We start from the raw sequence: 19,119 nt of genomic DNA on the forward strand, positions 1-19,119 counted from the left end.
TGGGAGGGGCGCCGTTCCCGTTGCGCCATTCCGGTAAACCACCCGTGTTCGGGCCGGGCCGGTGAGACAGTTCAGATTCGGGAACGACCTGCGGAATCACTGAGCGGATCGAACATGGCCGTGCTGGAGGCATCGTGATGTGGGATCAGAACTACGCGCCATACGACTCGGTGTACCTTTCGGCGCTCGTCGGTGCGATCCCCATCCTGGTCTTTCTGCTCGGGCTGGTGGCACTGAAACTCAAAGGCGTCACGGCGGCCACGATCTCGGCGGTGATCGCCGCCCTGGTGGCCCTGATCGTCTTCGGGATGCCGCTCCCGAAGATCGTCGGCGCCGCACTCTACGGTGCGGTGTCCGGACTCTGGCCGATCGCATGGATCATCGTGATGGCCGTCTGGCTGTACAAGATCGCCGTCAAGAGTGGCCAGTTCACCATCATCCGGACCTCGATCGGCGGTATCTCCAACGATCAGCGGATCCAGGTGCTGCTGATCGCATTCTGTTTCGGCGGGCTCCTCGAAGGAGCGGCCGGATTCGGTGTTCCCATCGCGATCTGCGCCGCGCTCCTCGTCGAACTCGGATTCCGTCCCGTCAAGGCCGCCATGCTGTGTCTGGTCGCCAACGCCGGCGCAGGTGCCTACGGCGCGATCGGCATCCCGGTCATCCAGGGGGCCAAGGTCGGTGAGGTCGACCTCGGCTCCTTGTCCGATTGGATGATCCCGGTGATCCAGGGATTGACCGCACTCCTGCCGCTCATCCTGATCGCGATCCTCGACGGATGGAAGGGCATCCGGCACACGTGGCCGGCCTGGCTGCTGACCGGCGTGGTGTTCTCCGGTACGCAGTGTCTGGTCCTGTGGCTCGCCGGCCCCGAGCTCACCGACATCCTGCCGCCACTGCTCGCGATGGTCGCCCTGGCGGGCCTCACGCGCATCTGGCAACCCAGCGAGGTCTACCGTGAGGCCGGCGCCACCGCGCCCGACACCACCCGGTACTCGGTGTGGGAGGTGATCAAGGCGTGGTCGCCGTTCTACTTCCTGACCGGCGCGATCCTGGTGTGGAGTGTCACGTGGTTCAAGAACCTCTTCGTCCCGGGTGGTGCGCTCGACTTCACCGTGCTCAACATTCACATGCCGTGGATCGACGGCACGATCGTCCAGCATCCGCCGGTGTCGTCGACGTCTACCCCGCTGGCGGCGATCTGGCAGGTCAGTCTCATCGGCGCCTCGGGAACCGCTGTTCTCGCAGCCATTCTCGTCACCGGAGCGTTCGCCCGGATCACCGTCCCCCAGGCACTCGACCAACTCCGCGCGACGATCTCCGAGCTGTGGAAGCCGATCGTGCTGATCCTGTTGGTCCTCATGCTCGCCTACATCTCCAACCTGTCCGGCGCAACGGCCGCGATCGGGCTGGCATTGGCCAATGTCGGCGAGATATTCCCCCTCGTGTCCCCCGTCATCGGGTGGATCGGTGTGTTCATCACGGGTTCGGTGGTCAACAACAACACGCTGTTCGCCAAGCTCCAGGCCGTCACCGCACACCAGCTCGGGATCGACCCCACCCTGCTGGTCGCGTCGAACACCGGCGGCGGCACGATGGCGAAACTCGTCTCCGCACAATCGATCGCGATCGCGGCCGCCGCTGTCGGGGAGACGGGCAACGAGTCGTCCATCCTGCGGAGCACGCTCAAATACTCGCTGGTGTTCCTGGCCGTCGTGTGTGTGACGGTCTTCGTCCTGTCATTGATCGCATGAGGGTGATCGCCGAGGGCGACGTCGGTCACTCATCGGCCTGCGTCCGCACACCGGTCGGACGAGGCGGCCCGAAGGTCTCCCGGTGCACGACATCCGACAACGACCGTCGCGCGCGCCAGCCGAATCGTTCGAGATCGGGCACGCTCTGCAGCTGGGTGACCGGCCCGACACACAGCCAGGCGATCACCTCCACCGACGCGGGGACACCGACGAGCTCGCGCAGAAACGGCTCCTGATAGAACGAGACCCAGCCGACGCCGAGTCCTTCGGCGGTTGCCGCGAGCCACAGGTTCTCGATCGCCAGCCCCACGGAGAGCCGACCGGTCGAGTCGATCGTGTGTCGGCCGAGGATGTGCCTGCCGCCTCGGCCGGGGTCGTAGGTGACCACGATGCCGGTCCCTGATTGCTCGATTCCCTCGACCACGATGGGCCCGAAGGTCGCCGCTCGATCGGCGGGCAGCGACCGCGCGAAGTCGGCGCGGCAGCCGGACACGTGCTCGGCGAACCGGGTCAGCGTGTCGCGATCCTGAACAACCACGAAATCCCACGGCTGGGTGTTGCCGACACTCGGAGCGGCGTGGGCCGCCTCGAGAACCCGCGACAACCGAGCGTCGTCGACCACGTCGCCGCTGAATTCGTTCCGGACGTCGCGTCGAGCACCGATCGCCTCGTAGACGTTCATCGAGCTTCCCCCATCTTGCCGTTCACTTCCCCGACCATTCCGCGAGCTCCGTTGCGCCGAGTCCAAGAGATCGCGTGCCAGGATGAACCATGGGCACTCGATGGGAACAGGCCGACGCACCGAAGGGCGATGCCTACGATGCCAGGTGGTCGCAGATGGCTGCGGCCGGGCAGGACATCCACGGCGAGGCCGATCTCGTGGGATCGCTACTCGATCAGATCGGGGGGACACGTGTGCTCGATGCCGGATGCGGGACCGGCCGGGTGGCGATCGAACTCCGTCGACGCGGCTTCGAGACGGTGGGCGTCGACGCCGACACGACGATGCTGGACACGGCCCGACGCAACGACCCCGACATCGAGTGGATACACGCCGACCTAGCCGATCTCGGATCACACCTGGTCGACGACCTCTTCGATGTCGTGGCATTGGCCGGCAACGTGATGATCTTCGTTCATCCCGGCACCGAGGAGTCGGTGATCGCTCAGCTGGCGCGACGACTGCGGCCCGGCGGGCTGCTCGTCGCCGGGTTCGCGCTCCGACCGGATCGGATCTCGCTCGAAGAGTACGAACAGTGCGCATCGTCGGCGGGGCTGACACCGTTCGACCGCTGGGCCACCTGGGATCGCCTGCCGTTCGACGGCGGCGACTATGCGGTGTCGGCACACCGACGCGCGGGCTGAGATCAGGCGCCGATCGAGGTCCTCGCCGGATCCCGTCACCCGGCATACGCTGGAGGTGATCGTTATGCTGGCGGTTTCCTCGGACGGCCAGGGCGACCACCCGGTCGCCGGGGATCGACAGGAGCGACGATGACCGCAGATCTGAACGCGAACTCCGTGCCACCGACCACACCCGGGGCCGTCGGTCACATCCGGCTGACGTCACACAGCGGCGGCTCCGACGCCTTGCCCATCAGGTGGGGGGCAACGACCGCCGCCGAACGCGGCCCCGTCGTCGGCACCACGTCGCGACGTGCACATCGAAATGTCATCGGCACCCACAGTGGGTCGTACAGCGTCTATCGGGCACTCGCCGTGGCAGCCGGAGCGCTCTCCCGCGAGCATCGCGCCGACCTCACCGACACCGCCCCCACCGACGTGGTTGGCCCCTATCCACAGTGGTGGGAGCCAGGAGCGATCGTCAGCCTGGATCCTTGGGGTGCGATGACGGCCGAGGCGTTTCGCACCGAGCTGGCCGCAGGCCACGACATCCGTCCCACCATCGCGATCACCAAAGCGCACGTGGTGCTGCCGGAGATCGCCGACGCCATCGCCAAGGGACGGCTGCACCCGGACGGCCGGTATCTCCTGGCATCGGGCGCTGCGTCGGTCACCAAGGCAGCGATCGAACCGGTGTGGCATCTGCCCAGCGTCGCAGAGCGTTTCGGGTGCACCGAGGCCGAACTGCGACGCGTCCTGTTCGAGGAGACCGGCGGCATGTATCCGGAACTGGTCACCCGATCCGATCTCGAGGTGTTTCTGCCGCCCATCGGCGGTCAGACCGTCTATATCTTCGGCAGCGCAGGCGATCTCGCCGATCCCACGATCGAACTCACCGCCCGCGTCCACGATGAGTGCAACGGCTCCGACGTCTTCGGGTCCGACATCTGCACCTGCCGTCCCTACCTGACACACGCCATCGAGGAGGGCATCCGGGGCGCGCAAAGCGGAGGGGTCGGTCTGGTCTCCTACTCGCGCAAGGAGGGACGTGCGCTCGGAGAGGTGACCAAGTTCCTCGTGTACAACGCACGCAAACGCCAAGTCGGCGGCGACACCGCGGACCAGTACTTCGCGCGGACCGAATGTGTTGCCGGCGTGCAGGACATGCGATTCCAGGAGCTCATGCCCGATGTCCTGCACTGGCTCGGCGTACGCAAGATCCACCGGCTCGTCTCGATGAGCAACATGAAGTACGACGCCATCACCGGATCCGGGATCGAGGTGGGCGAGCGGGTCAACATTCCCGACTACCTGGTTCCCGAGGACGCACAGGTGGAGATCGACGCCAAGATGGCGGCCGGCTACTTCACGCCGGGCCCGGTTCCGGATGCCGTCGAACTCGGTAAGGCCAAAGGACGAGGGCTGGACGGATGATCGCCGACACCGCCGGGAGTGCCCCGCGGCACGACACCGGCAACCTCCATGACGGCGTCGCACTGCTCCGCACGACCACGGCCGTCCGGGAACGCGCCGCTGCGCTCGTGGAGCGGGCCAGGGGCGGCGGGTCGAGGTGGTTCGCGGTGCACGACGACGCACGCGCGGCCGCCGCAGACGAGGTCGCCTCGGTCACCCGGCAGCGCTACCCCGATCTGGACATCCCGTTTCACAGCCGGTGGCGGCATTTCGAGACCGGCGGCGTCGACCGCCTGGCCTCGATCGACGACCGACTTCCCACCGATACGGTCGAGCGAGTCCGTTCACTGACCGACCTCGCGGTGATCAGCGTGCTCCTCGACGCCGGAGCGGGCCCCGACTGGACCTTCCACGAGACGGCCACCGGACTCCGGATCGCGAGATCCGAAGGTCTCGCGGTCGCGAGTTGGCATGCATTCGTGGCCGGCCTGTTCTCCAGCGATCCGCGACAACCGCTGCAGGTCGACGCAACCGCCCTGCAGCAGCTGACTGCCGAGTCACTCGGCGCGGCCTTCCAGATGAGCGCGACCAATCCTCTGGTCGGTGTGGACGGACGCGTCGAGTTGCTCCGTCGGCTCGGAGCCGCCCTGGCGACGCAGCCGCAGGTGTTCGGTACTTCCGGCAGGCCCGGGCACCTCCTCGACTTCGCCACCTCGTCGCCCCGATCATCGGTGGCCGCGACCGACATCCTGGCCGCGTTGCTCGGGTCGTTGTCCGGCATCTGGCTGTCCGGCAACAGCATCGGCGGCCAACCGCTCGGCGACTGCTGGCGCCACGATGCGGTGGCCGGACCTGGTGTGACCGACGGGTGGATGCCGTTCCACAAGCTCTCGCAATGGTTGACCTTCTCGCTGCTCGAGCCACTGGCGTGGGCAGGCGTGGACGTCACCGGTATCGACGAGCTGACCCCGCTCCCCGAATACCGCAACGGCGGACTGCTGCTCGACACCGGCGTCGTCGAACTGCGCGACCAGGACCTCGTACACAAGATCTGGTCACCCGGCGACGAACTCGTCGTGGAATGGCGCGCACTCACGGTCGGCCTGATCGACGAACTCGCGCCGCTGGTCCGCGACACCCTCGGGGTCGACCGGGAAAAGCTGCCGCTCGCCTGTGTCCTCGAGGGAGGGACCTGGGCCGCCGGACGCGCGCTGGCGGGTCGGCTCCGCAACGGTCTGCCGCCCCTGACCGTCGCAAGCGACGGCACCGTCTTCTAGCACGAAGGACACTGATGGACGACGTCGTTCTCATCGAACACCCACTGGTGCAACACAAATTGACCCTGATGCGCCGCAAGGACACCTCCACCAACGATTTCCGACGCCTGCTCAACGAGATCTCCACGCTCATGGCATACGAGGTCCTACACGACATGCCGATGCAGCCGATCACGATCGAGACGCCGCTGGAAACGATGACCGCGAATGTCATCGACGGCAAGAAGGTGGTGTTCGCATCGATCCTGCGCGCGGGCACCGGGATCGTCGACGGGATGCTGACCGTGGTGCCCGGCGCGCGCGTCGGCCACATCGGGCTCTACCGGGATCCGAAGACGCGGGTTGCCGTCGAGTATTACTTCAAGATGCCCGGCGAACTCACCGAACGCGACGTGGTGATCGCCGATCCCATGCTCGCCACGGGACATTCGGCGGTCGCCGCCGTGGATCGCATCAAGGAGTACTCACCGCGATCCATCAAATTCGTGTGTCTGCTGACCTGCCCGGAGGGCATCGCCGCGCTGCACGCCGCCCATCCCGACGTCCCCATCTTCACCGCCGCCGTCGACCGCGGACTCGACGACGACGGATACATCGTGCCGGGCATCGGCGATGCAGGCGACCGGATCTTCGGTACGACGTGACGATGCCTGCACGGTTGCCGATGGACGCGCCCACCGCGTCGACCGCAACCTCTGTCGTGACTCAGGACGGCAGATGCCAGGCGACCGCCGCACCCACCGCGCCGATCGCGTTGAGCGCCCAGTGCAGCGCGATCGGGGCCAGCAGGCTGTTGGCGCGATACCGTAACCAGCCCAGCACGAGTCCGGCCAGCGCCGTCGCCACGACCGCACCGAGAATGCCTGCGATCTGACCGAGCGTGCCCGAGCCGAGAACTCCACTGAGACCGGCATTCCCCGACGTCAACCCGAGCGACGAACTGATGTGCCAGAACCCGAAGGCGACGGCACCCAGTCCCAACGTGGCGCGCACCCCGAACAGGCGCCCCAGTGACCCCTGTAGGACACCCCGGAAGAGCAACTCCTCAGGCAACACCGTCTGCAGCGGGATGACCACGAGTGCGGCCAGTGCCGCCTCTGATGCGCTGTCGTAGCGATCGGACAAGAAGAACTGCCGCGTGGCCGGGATCGCCACGGCCACCGACACGACGGCGAACACGACGACCACTGCGGCCACCGCGTACGGAACCCCGGACCGTAGCTCCGAACGACTCAGACCCATCTCACGCCATTGGAGGCCCGCCAAGCGGGTGCCGGTGACGAGCAGCACGGCCGCGACCGGCACCGCGAGCATCCCGGTCCACCGCCCGGTGAAATGCGCGACGACGTTGGTGGCCACAAGGAATCCGACAACCGCGACCAGCATCCACACCGAACGGGTGCGCAATGCCGCGACGTCGGGATGTGCCGGCCTGTCCGAGGAGCGTTCCGGTGATGTCATCCGGTCGACCGCCGGCTGTCCGACCACCGGCTGTCCGACCACCGTCGACGACGCCACGCGGATACCGACATCCGCTGCAATCGGGCCATCGCGCATCCTCGTGTCGGGTTCACTGTTGTGCATGAACGTACCCGGAATCGCAGGCGACCCGGGCACATCACCCGCGCGGAGGCGCCGATGACCACATCCACGTCTCTCCGGTTCGCGCTGCTGATCACCGGTGCCGGCGGATTCCTGGACAGCTATACCTACCTCGCTCGTGGGGGCGTGTTCGCCAATGCCCAGATGTGGCAGTCACCACGACCGGAGATCTGATCCCGGCCGGATTCCTGTCCGTCACACTCGTCCTCTTCGTCATCGACGAGCAGCGGGAGCCCCGAGTGGACCAGTGAGATAGCCCTGGACCACCGGGCCGACTAGTGCGGCGAGCTCGTCGGCGGTCGCATCCCGGATCGCGGGCACCTTGACGATGTAGCGCATCAAGGCGAGGCCGAATATCTGCGTGGCAACCAGTCCGTACCGGAGTTCGGGGTCATCGTCGGTGACGACCCGGCTCAGCGCAGACCGCACCACGCCGAGCTGGAATTCGCGCATCTCGGCGGCGATCTCGTCGCGGGTGGTGGCCACCTTCATCAACGCGATCACGCGTGCGCGCGCCTCCGGATGCCCCTCCCAGAAGCCGACGAGTCGTCGGACGAACTCGATCCCCGGCGAGTGCACGGCGTCCACGCCGGCGAACACGGCCTCCACGTCGATCTCGGGCCGCAAGGCTTCGACCAGGAGCGCATCCTTGGTCCCGAAATAGTGGTGGATGAGGGCCGGGTCGACACCGGCCCGCTTTCCGATCGCGCGCATGGTCGTTCGATCGAATCCGTGGTCCGAGAACAGCTCACGTGCAGACGCCACGATTGCCGCCCGATTGCCACCCGACTCGTCGACGAGACGTGGACGGCCACGCCCTCGACCGGTCACCCGTCGGCCCCGCGGGCCAACACCAACATCCGTTCCTCGATCGTCGCGCGGACCGACTCCAGCCGAGCGTCGATACCCGCCGAGGACAACACATCCGAGAGCAACCGCTTGTCGGGATCCGGCACCCGGATCGCGCGTCCTGCCAGTATCACCGGGATACCCGCATCGTTGAGCACCGCGAACGCGTGAGCCCAGTCCTCGGTCTGCACCGCGACCGCACGCGTATCCCCGATGATGTCGTCCTCACTCCCCTCGGCGACCAGTCGTCCACCGGCCATGAGCAACAGCCGATCGCACTGCTGGGCCTCCTCCATGTAGTGGGTGGTGACCAGTACCCCCACACCGCTGTCGGCCTGGGCGCGGATCGTGTCCCACAGCCCGGCCCGCGACAACGCATCGACTCCCGAGGTCGGTTCGTCGAGCACCAACACGGTCGGATCGTGGGCCAGCGCGACGACGAACGCCGTCTGCCGCTGGGCTCCGAGCGCGAGGTCCCCGACCAACGTGTCGCCCACGTCTCCGAGGCGGTCCGGCAGTGCCGGAACCCGCACCCCGTAGGACCCGGCGCTGAACGACAAGTTCTCCTGCACGGTGAGATCGCGGTACAGACCGAGGTTCTGGGGTACATATCCGAGGTGCGCGCGCCGCGCACGGTCAGGCAGACCGCCGAGCAGCTCGACCGAACCCTGCGAGACCCCCAACAGCCCGAGCAGCATCCGGATCAGCGTGGTCTTCCCGGCCCCGTTCGCACCGAGAAGGCCGACCACCTCACCGGGACCCACCGCCATCGATACGTCGTCGACCGCGATGAAGTCACCGAATCTCCTTGTGACCGAACGCGCGCGCAGGACGTCGGGACTCATGAGAGGTGACCTTTCCGACGGCGCTCGAGCGACAGCGCGATCACGATGTCCTCGAGATCCGGCGACACAGTCACGGTCTCGGCCTCCGTCGGTCGATCCGGCCAGTATTCATGTCGCTCCCGACCCCGCCGCCATGACCACTCCGGCCGGACCGGGTCGGCGCTCCGGGTGATGGTGCCGGTGAATCCCGCCCGCACGTCGTCGTAGGAGCCGTGGACCAGGGCTCGCCCGTCGTCGAGCACCACGAGATCGCCTGCGCGCTCGGCCTCGTCGAGGTACGTCGTCGACATCAGCACCGCAGCACCGTCGGTGGCCGCCTCGGAGACCATGCGCCACAGATCGATCCGGCTCACCGGATCCACGCCCGTACTCGGTTCGTCCAGGAGCAACAGCTCGGGCCGGTGCAACATCGCCATCGCTGCGCCCAGTTTGCGCCGCATACCGCCGGACAATGCGGACGCCAGACGGTCGGCCGCAACACCGAGTCCCGACCGCTCGATCAGTTCCTCCCGCCGTCGGTTCAGCCTCTCGCCGCCGAGTCCGTAGATGCCACCGACGAAATCGAGGTTCTGCCGGACGGTGAGGGCCGCCCAGCTGCCCGGCCCCGCCGAGAGGAACCCGATACCGTGCTTGCCGGGTGCGTGCACCGTTCCGTCCTCCGGTGCGATCTCGCCCGCGAACACACGCAGGAGTGTCGATTTGCCTGCGCCATCTCCGCCGACGAGCGCCACCACCTGACCCGCCGGCACGTCGACGGTCACATCGTCGAGAGCCGTTGTGTCACCGAATCGAACAGTCACCGAACGCGCCGAGGCGATCATGCCGCGTTGGCTCTCGATGCATGCGACTTCGACGCATCAGGCGCGAGATCACGACGGAATCGCAGGGTTGCGCCCGTGAAGACGACGACCGCCATCACCGTCAACACCACCAACGGCAACCACAACGACGTGATCGGCGCATCCCGCAGCATCACACCCTGCGAGATCATCGTGAAGTAGGTCAGCGGGAGCAGGTACCCGATCCATCGAACGCCCTCGGCCATGGCGTCGAGTGGAAAGATCATCCCGGACAGCAGGATCTGCGGCAGCAGGAAGAAGAACGCCGTCTGGATCGCCTGCCCGGTGGTCTGCGAGATCGTCGATATGAGTACTCCCAGCCCCAGGACGACGAACAAGAAGATGGCCGCCCCGAGCGCGAACACGAACACATTGCCGTTGAAAGGCACACCGAACAGCAGCATGCCCAGGACCGTCACCACGATCATGTCCAATGCGGCAAGCAGAAAGTAGGGCACGATCTTGCCCAGGATCACCTGGCTGGGCCGGATGGGCATGACAGCCAGTTGTTCCAGAGTGCCTGCCTCACGTTCCCTGACGAGGCCGATACTGGTGACGATCGTGCCGATGAAGGTCAAGATCAGTCCGATGATCGCGGGCACCATCACCCACGACGTCTTGAGGTCGGGATTGAACAACACCTCGGTGTCGACCCGCTCGCCCAGCTTGTTGAGAATCGACACCGTCGACTGCGCCGCGAACAGGTTCGACCCGTCCACCAGGGCGGTGACCTGCGCACCCGGATCGGCCCCGGTGACCAGTGCGACATCGACCTTGTTCTCCCGCAACAGATCCTGCGCCTGGTCGCGGCTGTCAGCCGGCGCGGTGACGGTGACGTCGAAGTACGAGGGCAGCGCCGACGCCACCTGTTGCGCGGACGGCCCGGTCACCGCGGTCGGCACCGACGACACGTAGAAGTTCGCGGCGTACCCGAAGATCACCAGGAGCAGCAGAGGAAGCACGACAAGCATTGCCAGGGTGCGGCGGTCCCGTCGCAGTTCGCGGAATTCCTTGAGAATCATGGCGCGCATATCGGATGCTAGGCATGATCGAGGCCTGAGGTCAACAAGCGATGAATTAATTTTCGCCCATGTCGAGAGCATCCCTGTGCGTGACGCACAATGGTCGGATGTCCGAGCACGGCGCCATCACGCGCATGATGGAACGGCGCCAAGTGCTGATGTATGTCGGCGGAATGGGCGTCGGAGCACTGGTCGGACTCGCCGCACCCGCTGCCGCGGCGGTCCTGGACCACGCGATCAACCCTGCGATCGCAGCCCTGCTGTACGTGACATTCCTTCAGGTGCCCGTGGCGAATATGGGTGCCGCACTCCGTGACACCCGATTCATGGCAGTGCTGCTCGGGGTGAATTTCGTCGTGGTCCCGGCGATCGTCGCCGCGCTCTACCCACTGTTACCCGGCGACCCGGCGATCCGTGTCGGAGTCCTGCTGGTCCTGCTGTGCCCGTGCGTGGACTACGTGATCGTCTTCAGCGGGCTCGCCGGCGGCGACAATCGTCGACTACTAGCGGCGACGCCGGTGTTGCTGATCCTCCAGATGGCGCTGCTGCCACCGTTTCTCGCGGTGTTCATGGGCAGCGAGGTGGCCGATGTGGTGGACGTGTCACCGTTTGTCACGGCTTTCGTCGTGTTGATCGTCATCCCGCTGGCGCTGGCCTGGGGCACCCAGGCGCTCGCGGTACGATCAGCACCGGCGCAACGGTTCCGGGACGGTGTCGACGTCGCGATGGTGCCGCTGATGACAGTCGTCCTCGCGGTCGTGGTTGCGTCACAGATCCGCACCCTCGACGACCACGGACGTGACGTCGCCGGACTGATCCCGGTTTATGCGGTGTTCCTGGTGGCGATGGCCATCCTGGGGTTGCTGATCGCCCGGCTCGCGCGGATCGATCTGGCGGGTCGGCGGGCGATCGCGTTCTCCGGGGCCACCCGCAACTCGCTCGTCGTGCTGCCACTCGCCCTGTCGCTGCCGCCGGGCTTCGAGGTCGCCGCCTCGGCGGTGGTTACCCAGACACTCGTCGAGGTCCTCGGAATGGTCGCGCTCGTCGCGATCATTCCGAGGACCACTCGGTGAGAGTCGACGTCAGTTGTGCGGCACGTCGGCGGTCAGTCCGCCGTCCATCACGAACTCGGCGCCGGTCGCGTACGACGACTCGTCGCTCGCCAGGAAGATGATGAAGGTCGACACCTCACTGGATTCGGCGGGCCGACCCAACGGGGTCTTGATGATGTCGTCCGGCAGCCCTTCGGTCATCGGCGTGCGGATCAGACCGGGATGGATCGAGTTGACGCGGATGTTGTGCGGGGCGAGTTCCAGTGCGGCGGACTTCGCGAGTCCGCGGACGCCCCACTTGGAGGCGACGTAACCATGCGCCCACGGGCTGCCGCGCAGCCCCTCGACCGACGACACGTTGATGATGGACCCGCCACCCGCGGCGATCATCGGCTCGACCGCAACCTGCATGCCGAGGAAGGTCCCGGTCAGGTTGACGTCGATGATCTGCTTCCACTTGTCGAGACGGAACTTCTCCAGGGAACTCCCGTTCACGATGCCCGCATTGTTCACGAGCACGTTCAGTTTGCCGAAGTCGTCAACGGCCGTCGCGACAGCTGCCGCCCAGTCGTCCGGCGACGTCACGTCCAGGTGCACATACCGCGCCGCGTCGCCGAGCTCGGCGGCGAGAGCCTTGCCCTCATCGTCGAGGATGTCGCCGATGACCACCTTGGCACCCTCGTCGACGAGCATGCGCGCATGCGACGCTCCCATTCCTCGTGAACCACCGCTGATCAGCGCGACCTTGTCATCTACACGTCCCATGGCGAGCCAGGTTACCTGGCCAAGCGCCAAATGAGAACAGGTTCTACCGACTCGTCGTCCGACGTGATCTACTGATATGGACAGTAGTCCGGACAATTGTTCACCTGACCAGGACAAGGAGCATTCCATGCCGATTCGCGTGGCTCACGTAGGAACCGGAAATGTCGGCCGTCTGGCCCTTCGCCAGCTGATCGACGACCCTCGATTCGACCTCGTGGGGCTGGCCGTCTCGTCACCGGAGAAGGTCGGCAAGGATGCCGCCGAGCTGGCCGGGCTGGACCACGCGCCGACGGGAGTGGTCGCCACCGACGATCTGGACGCGATCATCTCGGCCGCGCCCGACTGCGCGGTCTACTGCGCGATGGGCGACACCCGCCCGGTCGAGTCACTCGACGACTGCGTGCGACTGCTGTCGGCAGGCATCGATGTGGTCGGGTCGGCGCCGGGGACCCTGCAATTCCCCTGGGGCGCGATGCCTTCGAAGGCCATCGCCAAGGTCGAGTCGGCGGCCGAGTCGAGCGGATCGAGCATCTTCATCACCGGCGTCGATCCGGGATTCGCGAACGACCTGATCCCACTGGCCTTCGCCGGGACGTGCCAGCACATCGAGCAGGTCCGATGCATGGAGATCGCCGACTACGCGACGTACGACGGCGCGACGGTGATGTTCGACGTCATGGGATTCGGCAAACCGATGGACGAGACGCCGATGCTGTTCCTCCCCGGTGTTCTCGGGCTGGCCTGGGGCACGACGATTCGCCAGCTCGCCTCCGGTTTGGGTGTGGAGGTCGACGAAATCGTCGAGCGGTACGAAGACCTGCCCGCCCCCGACGATTTCGACATCGCATCCGGACACATCGCGGTGGGAACACGCGCCGCGGTCCGCTTCGAGATCATCGGGATGGTCGGTGGCAAACCCTTCATCGTGATCGAACACGTCACCCGGCTCCGGGACGACGTGGGCGACGACTGGGCACGCCCGGCACAACCGGGCGGCTGCTACCGGGTCGAGATCATCGGCGAGCCGTCGTATCGGGTCGACATCTGTCCGACAAGCGAACACGGCGACCACAACCACGCGGCGATCGTCGCCGCAGCAGGACGCATCGTCAACTCCATCCCAAACGTCGTCGACGGCCCACCGGGAATCCGGACAACGCTCGACCTGCCGCTGGTGACCGCGGCGGGCACCGTCGCGCCCTGAACGGTCCACCTGCACGCGGCCGGATTCACCTCAGCGCTCGAGGACCAAACCGGTCGCGGACAGGTAGCGGCGGTAGACGTCGGCTCCGACACCGGACTCGGTGGGTGTGCCGTCGTGGTGCTCGGCAGCGAGATCCCAGGCGGGCAGTTCCCCGGTGAGCGCCCAGGCGGCCTGTCGCGCCGCACCGCGCGCCACATATTCGCCTGGCGCGGGGACTGTCACCGCACGGCCGAAGAGTCCGGGCGCGATCGCGAGCACCGCGGCCGACCGGGCGCCTCCGCCGATCATCACGATCCGGTCGATCCCGATCCCCTGCTCGCCGATCAGATCGAGGCAGTAGGCGAGGGAACACAGGAGACCTTCCACCGATGCCCGTGCGACATTGCCGGGAGTCCAGTTGTCGGCGGTGATCCCGAGGATCGACCCCGTGGCGTCCGGGATGTTGGGCGAGCGTTCGCCGGACAGGTAAGGCACCATGACCAGGCCTGCCGCGCCGGGCTCCGCGGTGAGCGCCAGCCGGCCGAACTCGTCGAGATCGACCCCGAGCATCCCCGCCGTCGACGCCAGTACGGGCGCCCCGTTGAGTGTGCACACGAGCGGTAGTTGCCTGCCGGTGGCGTCTGCGAATCCGGCGACGAGTCCGGACCCGTCGCGCGGGGGCGTGTCGGTGACGGCACTGACCACACCCGAAGTCCCCAGGGACACAATGCAATCACCGAGACCAGCGGCCAGGCCGAGTGCCGCGGAGGCGTTGTCCCCGGCGCCGACGCCGAGCAGGGAGCCACTGCCGGTGCGCCCCGCCGACGCATCCGGCTCCAGCACACGAGGCAGCCCGGGCCGGCGGCCGCGGAAGGCCAACTCGAGGAGATCCGGCTGATATGACCCGTCGGCCGCGGCGAAGTATCCGGTACCGGAGGCGTCGCTGCGGTCGGTCGTCAGCGTGTCGATTCCGTCGGCGCCGCGCAGCCGCCAGGTCAGCCAGTCGTGCGGCAGACAGACGGCGGCGGTCGCATCAGCGACATCGGGTTCGTGATCGGCCACCCACCGCAGCTTGGCCGCGGTGATGGCGGCGACCGGGACCACACCGACCCGCGACGCCCACTCGTCGGCGCCGAGTTCGTCGACCAGCGCTGCGGCGCTCGCGGCCGATCGGGTGTCGTTCCACAGCAGCGCATCCCGGATCACCTGACCGTTCCGGTCGAGACAGATCAAGCCGTGCTGCTGCCCGGAAACCGACATCGCGTCGACATCGTCGAGCCCGCCCGCTGCTCGGATCGCATCCTCGAGTGCAGACCACCAGTGCTCCGGGTCCACCTCGGTGCCCGCGGGATGTGCGGCCTTGCCCTCGCGCACGACCATTCCGGTGTCGGCGTCGCACACCACGACCTTGCACGACTGGGTCGACGAATCGACCCCGGCCACCAGGGTCATGCGAGCAACCCTTCCAGCGTCGCGCGCGCGCCGCGGGATCGCAGCGACTCCAGAGCCGCCAGATACGGTTTCGTGAATCGCTCGTCGAGGGCGAGATCGCCGAACAGCTCTGCGTCGGCGACGAACGCCAGCGGCTCGGTGCGCGATTCGCGCGCGAGCGGCACCAGTCGGTCGGCCAGCGGATCGGCCACCTCGATCGCCTCCCCGTGCTCGTCGGTGCCCTCTGCATACCGGGTCCAGCTGGCCACCACCGCGGCGGCCAGCGTGACGTCGCCGCCTGCGGCGAGTCGCTCACGGATGACCGGTACCAACCATTTGGGGATCCGATCGGACGAGTCCTGGCAGAGTCGGGAGATCGTGTCGGCGATCGCCGGATTCGAGAACCGCGTGATCAGGGTCCCGGTGTAGTCGTCGAGATCGACACCGGGAACCGCCCGCAGGGTCGGCCTGCCCTCTTCGGACATGTAGCGACGCAACAGAGTCGCGATCAGCGGGTCCGACGTCGCGTCGTGTACGTATCGATAGCCGAGGAGATACCCGAAGTAGCAGAGCGCCTGATGGCTGGCGTTGAGCAGCCGGAGTTTCATCAGCTCGTAGGGCGTGACGTCGTCGACCACCTGCACCCCGACATCCTCCAACCGCGGTCGCCCCATGGAGAAGTCGTCCTCGAGCACCCACTGCGTGAACGGTTCGGCGACGACCGGCCAGCGGTCGTCGATACCGGTCCGGGACAGCACCTCGGCACGCAGGTCCGGCGGCGTCGCCGGCGTGATCCGGTCGACCATCGAGTTCGGGAAGCAGGTGTGTTCGGCCATCCAGCCCGCGAGCTCTGGATCCTTGAGACGCGCGAAGGCGAGAAAGGTCGACTTCGCCACATCACCGTTGCCTTGGATGTTGTCACAGGACATGACGGTGAACGACGGGATGCTGCGCGCACGCCTGCGTCGCAGGGCCTCGGTCACCAACCCGAAAACCGTACGCGGAACGGAATTCTCGACGAGATCGGCGATGATCTCGGGGTTCTCCGCGTCGAACTCGCCGGTAGATGGGGAGAAGTTGTAGCCACCTTCGGTCACCGTCAGCGAGACGATCTCGGTGTCGGGCGAGGCGAGCCGCTCGATGACACGGTCGGGGTCGTCGGGTGCGAAGAGGTAGTCGCCGACGGATCCGATCACTGACGTCTCGACGGTGCCGTCCGGGTGTTTGAGCGTCAGGCTGTACAGGCCGTCTTGCGGGACGAGCGCGTCGCGCATCGCCGCGTCGGCCGGCCGGACACCGACGCCGCAGATCCCCCAGTTGAGAGCGTCGTCACCACCGGTGGCGAGCAGACGGTCGAGGTACATGGCCTGATGCGCCCGATGAAATCCGCCCACACCGAAATGCACCACACCCGTTCGCAACCGCGTCCGGTCGTAGTGCGGCGCCGGCGTCCCCACGATGCCCGGCAGTTGCGTTTGACTCAACTCACGAGACCCGCTCACGTGTCACGTCCCTTCTCTGTGTCGGATGCCGGCCGGTCCGCCGACGACGATACGGACCGGGACATACCCGGGTAGATGACCGACTTGATGCTGCCGGGAGTGCGGTCCGCGTCGAGGGCGGCCCGAGCGTCGTCGAGACCGAACCTGCCGGTGACCATTGCGTCGAGGTCCACACGTCCCGAGGTGATCAGCGAGATCGCGGTCGGCCAGGTGTTCGCGTAGCGGAACACTCCGGTGAGGACGATCTCGCGGTTCTGGATGACCGTCACGGGCAAGGTCATCGCGTCCGCCCCCATCCCGACCAGTACCGCCCGACCCGCCGGTCGCAGCGCCGAGATCCCCGCCACCACGGCGGCCTCGACACCGCTGGCGTCGACGAACGCGTCGACCGACGACACGGAACCGCCGGGCTCGATGATCTCGGTCGCCCCGAACCGGCCGGCCGCCGCGCGCCGGTCCGGATCGGGCTCACTGATGACGATCCTGGTCACCCCCGCCGCACGGGCGACTTGCGCACACATCAGACCTATCGGGCCCGCTCCGGCGATCAGCACCGAATCTCCCATACCGACACCGGCTTTACGAATGGCCGCGATCCCCACCGACAGCGGTTCACACAGCGCGGCGGCGTCGTCGCTGACCGTGTCGGGCACATCGTGGGCGAAGGAGGCACCGATGGTGACGTATTCACAGAGCGCTCCATCGATCGGCGGTGTCGCGAAGAACCGCATGTGCGGACAGAGGTTGTAGACGCCACGCCGCGACTCGGCGCTCGTCGGGTCGGGCGTCTGCGGCTCGATCGAGACCCGCCTGCCGATCCGGGACCCCGCGATCCCCGGTCCCACCGCGACGATCGTCCCGGCCGCCTCGTGTCCGAGGATCAACGGTGCGTCGACGACGTGGGTGCCGATGCGTCCGTGGCGCACGTAGTGGGCGTCGGACCCGCAGACCCCCACCGCGCTGACCCGGATCAGCACTTCGCCGGGCCCGGGATCGGGGACGGGTCGCTCCTCGACGGTCATCTCGCCACCCGGGTACAGGACACTTGCGCGCATCGCGCTGATCGTCAGATCACTCTCGGTGCCGGTTGTTGCGTACATCACACGAGCGATGTTAGCGTATTGAGCATATTTCCGGCTAGTGAGCAGATGCTCACCGGCGACCGTGAGGCATTTCGATGACGACTCCCGCGAAGACCACCCCCGACGCAGGCCACGACCTGCGTCTTCTGGTGCGTGCGGCCACCATGTACCACCTGGAGGGCCTCACCCAGGCGGAGATCGCCACCCGGCTGGGCGTCTCTCGCCCGACCGCCGGCCGTCTTGTCGCCCGAGCGCGGGCACAGGGTCTGGTCCAGGTCACGGTGACCGCCCCCGCGCATCTCAGTGCATCGATCCACACCGACACCGAACGCACGGTCGAGGAAACGTTCGGACTCGACGAGGTCCTCGTCATCGACGAACGTGCCGACGGCACCACGTCGGGCAACGCGGCCCTCGGCCGGGCCGGTGCCTCGGTGCTCGCCAGACGCGTCCAGGCGACCGATGTCCTCGGTTTCACGTGGGGGCCCGAGCAGGTCGCGGTCGCCGACGCCATGCACGCCAGCTCGTCGTGCCGACAGGTGGTGCAGATGGACGGATCGATGACCTCGGTCGAGTACCACACCGGCGTCGACCATGCCCTGGCGCGCCTGTCGGACCGCCTGCACGCACAGCCGATGCGGCTCGTCGCACCGCTCTACGCCGACCCCGACACGGTCTCCGCACTTCAGCGGGATTCCATTCTCTCGCAGTCATTGTCGGCAGCACGATCGGCGAACGTGATGCTTTTCGGGGTTGGTTCCGTCTCCACCTCGACGACCCTGTTCGAGGGCGCGTTCATCGATGCGATCGTCCTCGACGAACTCGAGGAACTCGGTGCAGTCGGTGAGATCGGCGGTCGGTTCTACGACGCGTACGGCGTGGCGGTGGCCTCGACACTCGTCGACCGGACCGTCTCCGTCCCCCTCGACTCCGTGCGCGCCTGCCCCACCTCCATCCTCGTCTCCGGTGGCGAGCATCGACGCGACTCCATCCTCGGCGCACTCCGCGGTGGCTACGCGACGATTCTCGTCACCGACCTCTCGACCGCCGAATGGCTTGTCGCCCAGAAGAAAGGTGATCACTGATGGCCGAAGAACCGATGCCTCCCCGGCGCATCGGCCGCGTCACGCGCCGTGCCCGGACCTACGCGGTGTGTATC

Annotated in this window: 18 protein-coding genes and 1 pseudogene; 9 read left to right on the forward strand and 10 right to left on the reverse strand. The window is 66.9% G+C overall.

The window, feature by feature from the left end; translation table 11 throughout:
* Positions 1–137: 137 nt before the first annotated feature.
* Positions 138–1,754 carry an L-lactate permease gene (locus tag OVA31_RS24125; protein WP_267631695.1) on the forward strand — a complete coding sequence of 539 codons (1,617 nt, stop codon included), beginning with the start codon at positions 138–140 and terminating at the stop codon, positions 1,752–1,754.
* A gap of 25 nt (positions 1,755–1,779) precedes the next feature.
* Here the strand turns inward: OVA31_RS24125 and bluB are convergent, their stop codons facing one another.
* The gene (gene bluB / locus OVA31_RS24130; protein WP_267629041.1) at positions 1,780–2,436 is read right to left on the reverse strand and encodes a 5,6-dimethylbenzimidazole synthase; all 657 of its coding nucleotides are present in this window, start codon (positions 2,434–2,436) and stop codon (positions 1,780–1,782) included.
* A gap of 89 nt (positions 2,437–2,525) precedes the next feature.
* Here bluB and OVA31_RS24135 point away from each other — a divergent pair, with 89 nt between their 5' ends.
* The 4 genes from OVA31_RS24135 to upp all read left to right on the forward strand — a co-directional run bounded on the left by OVA31_RS24135 (position 2,526) and on the right by upp (position 6,432).
* Entirely contained in the window at positions 2,526–3,119 is a 594-nt protein-coding gene (locus OVA31_RS24135; RefSeq protein ID WP_267629042.1) for a class I SAM-dependent DNA methyltransferase, read from the forward strand.
* A 129-nt stretch (positions 3,120–3,248) separates the two neighbouring features.
* Positions 3,249–4,532, forward strand: a complete 1,284-nt coding sequence (locus OVA31_RS24140) for a GTP cyclohydrolase II (RefSeq protein WP_267629043.1) — start codon at positions 3,249–3,251, stop codon at positions 4,530–4,532.
* Entirely contained in the window at positions 4,529–5,788 is a 1,260-nt protein-coding gene (locus OVA31_RS24145) for a URC4/urg3 family protein (protein WP_267629044.1), read from the forward strand. Before OVA31_RS24140 ends, OVA31_RS24145 begins: the two co-directional genes overlap by 4 nt.
* A gap of 14 nt (positions 5,789–5,802) precedes the next feature.
* On the forward strand, positions 5,803–6,432 hold the full coding sequence (gene upp / locus OVA31_RS24150; protein ID WP_267629045.1) for a uracil phosphoribosyltransferase: 630 nt from the start codon (positions 5,803–5,805) through the stop codon (positions 6,430–6,432).
* A gap of 61 nt (positions 6,433–6,493) precedes the next feature.
* Here upp and OVA31_RS24155 read toward each other — a convergent pair whose 3' ends face one another.
* Positions 6,494–7,249, reverse strand: coding sequence for a CPBP family intramembrane glutamic endopeptidase (locus OVA31_RS24155; protein WP_420714234.1), 756 nt, complete (start codon positions 7,247–7,249; stop codon positions 6,494–6,496).
* A gap of 177 nt (positions 7,250–7,426) precedes the next feature.
* Between OVA31_RS24155 and OVA31_RS24160 the strand changes: the two are divergent.
* Positions 7,427–7,534 (forward strand): annotated as a pseudogene (locus tag OVA31_RS24160) (DUF1275 family protein); the annotation flags it as partial.
* Between the two features lie 69 nt (positions 7,535–7,603).
* Here the strand turns inward: OVA31_RS24160 and OVA31_RS24165 are convergent.
* The 4 genes from OVA31_RS24165 to OVA31_RS24180 are packed head-to-tail and all read right to left on the reverse strand — an operon-like array spanning position 7,604 to position 10,954.
* Positions 7,604–8,221: a TetR family transcriptional regulator gene (locus OVA31_RS24165; protein WP_267629046.1), complete on the reverse strand. Its 618-nt coding sequence runs from the start codon at positions 8,219–8,221 to the stop codon at positions 7,604–7,606.
* Positions 8,218–9,084, reverse strand: coding sequence for an ABC transporter ATP-binding protein (locus OVA31_RS24170; protein WP_267629047.1), 867 nt, complete (start codon positions 9,082–9,084; stop codon positions 8,218–8,220). Before OVA31_RS24170 ends, OVA31_RS24165 begins: the two co-directional genes overlap by 4 nt.
* Positions 9,081–9,905: an ABC transporter ATP-binding protein gene (locus tag OVA31_RS24175; RefSeq protein ID WP_267629048.1), complete on the reverse strand. Its 825-nt coding sequence runs from the start codon at positions 9,903–9,905 to the stop codon at positions 9,081–9,083. Before OVA31_RS24175 ends, OVA31_RS24170 begins: the two co-directional genes overlap by 4 nt.
* Positions 9,902–10,954: an ABC transporter permease gene (locus OVA31_RS24180; RefSeq protein WP_267629049.1), complete on the reverse strand. Its 1,053-nt coding sequence runs from the start codon at positions 10,952–10,954 to the stop codon at positions 9,902–9,904. The genes OVA31_RS24175 and OVA31_RS24180 overlap by 4 nt, the downstream gene beginning before the upstream one ends.
* Before the next feature lie 98 nt (positions 10,955–11,052).
* Between OVA31_RS24180 and OVA31_RS24185 the strand changes: the two genes are divergently transcribed.
* On the forward strand, positions 11,053–12,018 hold the full coding sequence (locus tag OVA31_RS24185; protein ID WP_267629050.1) for an arsenic resistance protein: 966 nt from the start codon (positions 11,053–11,055) through the stop codon (positions 12,016–12,018).
* 9 nt (positions 12,019–12,027) lie between these two features.
* Here the strand turns inward: OVA31_RS24185 and OVA31_RS24190 are convergent, their stop codons facing one another.
* A complete protein-coding gene (locus OVA31_RS24190) occupies positions 12,028–12,762 on the reverse strand; it encodes a glucose 1-dehydrogenase (protein ID WP_267629051.1) in 735 nt (244 codons plus the stop codon).
* Between the two features lie 127 nt (positions 12,763–12,889).
* Between OVA31_RS24190 and OVA31_RS24195 the strand changes: the two genes are divergently transcribed.
* Positions 12,890–13,966 (forward strand): diacylglycerol kinase, encoded by a 1,077-nt coding sequence (locus OVA31_RS24195; RefSeq protein ID WP_267629052.1) that lies wholly within the window; start codon positions 12,890–12,892, stop codon positions 13,964–13,966.
* A gap of 30 nt (positions 13,967–13,996) precedes the next feature.
* Here the strand turns inward: OVA31_RS24195 and xylB are convergent, their stop codons facing one another.
* Genes xylB through OVA31_RS24210 form a run of 3 tightly spaced genes read right to left on the reverse strand, consistent with a single transcriptional unit; the run spans position 13,997 to position 17,978 of the window.
* The gene (xylB, locus tag OVA31_RS24200; RefSeq protein WP_267629053.1) at positions 13,997–15,397 is read right to left on the reverse strand and encodes a xylulokinase; all 1,401 of its coding nucleotides are present in this window, start codon (positions 15,395–15,397) and stop codon (positions 13,997–13,999) included.
* Complete coding sequence (locus OVA31_RS24205) at positions 15,394–16,878, reverse strand: mannitol dehydrogenase family protein (RefSeq protein WP_267629054.1); 1,485 nt, start codon at positions 16,876–16,878, stop codon at positions 15,394–15,396. Before OVA31_RS24205 ends, xylB begins: the two co-directional genes overlap by 4 nt.
* Positions 16,875–17,978, reverse strand: a complete 1,104-nt coding sequence (locus tag OVA31_RS24210; RefSeq protein ID WP_267631697.1) for an NAD(P)-dependent alcohol dehydrogenase — start codon at positions 17,976–17,978, stop codon at positions 16,875–16,877. The genes OVA31_RS24205 and OVA31_RS24210 overlap by 4 nt, the downstream gene beginning before the upstream one ends.
* Positions 17,979–18,055: 77 nt before the next feature.
* Here OVA31_RS24210 and OVA31_RS24215 point away from each other — a divergent pair, with 77 nt between their 5' ends.
* The gene (locus OVA31_RS24215) at positions 18,056–19,045 is read left to right on the forward strand and encodes a sugar-binding transcriptional regulator (protein WP_267629055.1); all 990 of its coding nucleotides are present in this window, start codon (positions 18,056–18,058) and stop codon (positions 19,043–19,045) included.
* Positions 19,046–19,119: the final 74 nt, after the last annotated feature.

The organism is Gordonia sp. SL306 (assembly GCF_026625785.1).
Lineage (GTDB): Bacteria > Actinomycetota > Actinomycetes > Mycobacteriales > Mycobacteriaceae > Gordonia.

Bases quoted from the DNA above. Each gene is read 5' to 3' on its own strand.
- OVA31_RS24125 (WP_267631695.1), top strand. From the start codon at position 138: ATGTGGGATCAGAACTACGCGCCATACGACTCGGTGTACCTTTCGGCG.
- bluB (WP_267629041.1), bottom strand. From the start codon at position 2,436: ATGAACGTCTACGAGGCGATCGGTGCTCGACGCGACGTCCGGAACGAA.
- OVA31_RS24135 (WP_267629042.1), top strand. From the start codon at position 2,526: ATGGGCACTCGATGGGAACAGGCCGACGCACCGAAGGGCGATGCCTAC.
- OVA31_RS24140 (WP_267629043.1), top strand. From the start codon at position 3,249: ATGACCGCAGATCTGAACGCGAACTCCGTGCCACCGACCACACCCGGG.
- OVA31_RS24145 (WP_267629044.1), top strand. From the start codon at position 4,529: ATGATCGCCGACACCGCCGGGAGTGCCCCGCGGCACGACACCGGCAAC.
- upp (WP_267629045.1), top strand. From the start codon at position 5,803: ATGGACGACGTCGTTCTCATCGAACACCCACTGGTGCAACACAAATTG.
- OVA31_RS24155 (WP_420714234.1), bottom strand. From the start codon at position 7,249: ATGACATCACCGGAACGCTCCTCGGACAGGCCGGCACATCCCGACGTC.
- OVA31_RS24170 (WP_267629047.1), bottom strand. From the start codon at position 9,084: ATGAGTCCCGACGTCCTGCGCGCGCGTTCGGTCACAAGGAGATTCGGT.
- OVA31_RS24175 (WP_267629048.1), bottom strand. From the start codon at position 9,905: ATGATCGCCTCGGCGCGTTCGGTGACTGTTCGATTCGGTGACACAACG.
- OVA31_RS24180 (WP_267629049.1), bottom strand. From the start codon at position 10,954: ATGCGCGCCATGATTCTCAAGGAATTCCGCGAACTGCGACGGGACCGC.
- OVA31_RS24185 (WP_267629050.1), top strand. From the start codon at position 11,053: ATGTCCGAGCACGGCGCCATCACGCGCATGATGGAACGGCGCCAAGTG.
- OVA31_RS24190 (WP_267629051.1), bottom strand. From the start codon at position 12,762: ATGGGACGTGTAGATGACAAGGTCGCGCTGATCAGCGGTGGTTCACGA.
- OVA31_RS24195 (WP_267629052.1), top strand. From the start codon at position 12,890: ATGCCGATTCGCGTGGCTCACGTAGGAACCGGAAATGTCGGCCGTCTG.
- xylB (WP_267629053.1), bottom strand. From the start codon at position 15,397: ATGACCCTGGTGGCCGGGGTCGATTCGTCGACCCAGTCGTGCAAGGTC.
- OVA31_RS24210 (WP_267631697.1), bottom strand. From the start codon at position 17,978: ATGTACGCAACAACCGGCACCGAGAGTGATCTGACGATCAGCGCGATG.
- OVA31_RS24215 (WP_267629055.1), top strand. From the start codon at position 18,056: ATGACGACTCCCGCGAAGACCACCCCCGACGCAGGCCACGACCTGCGT.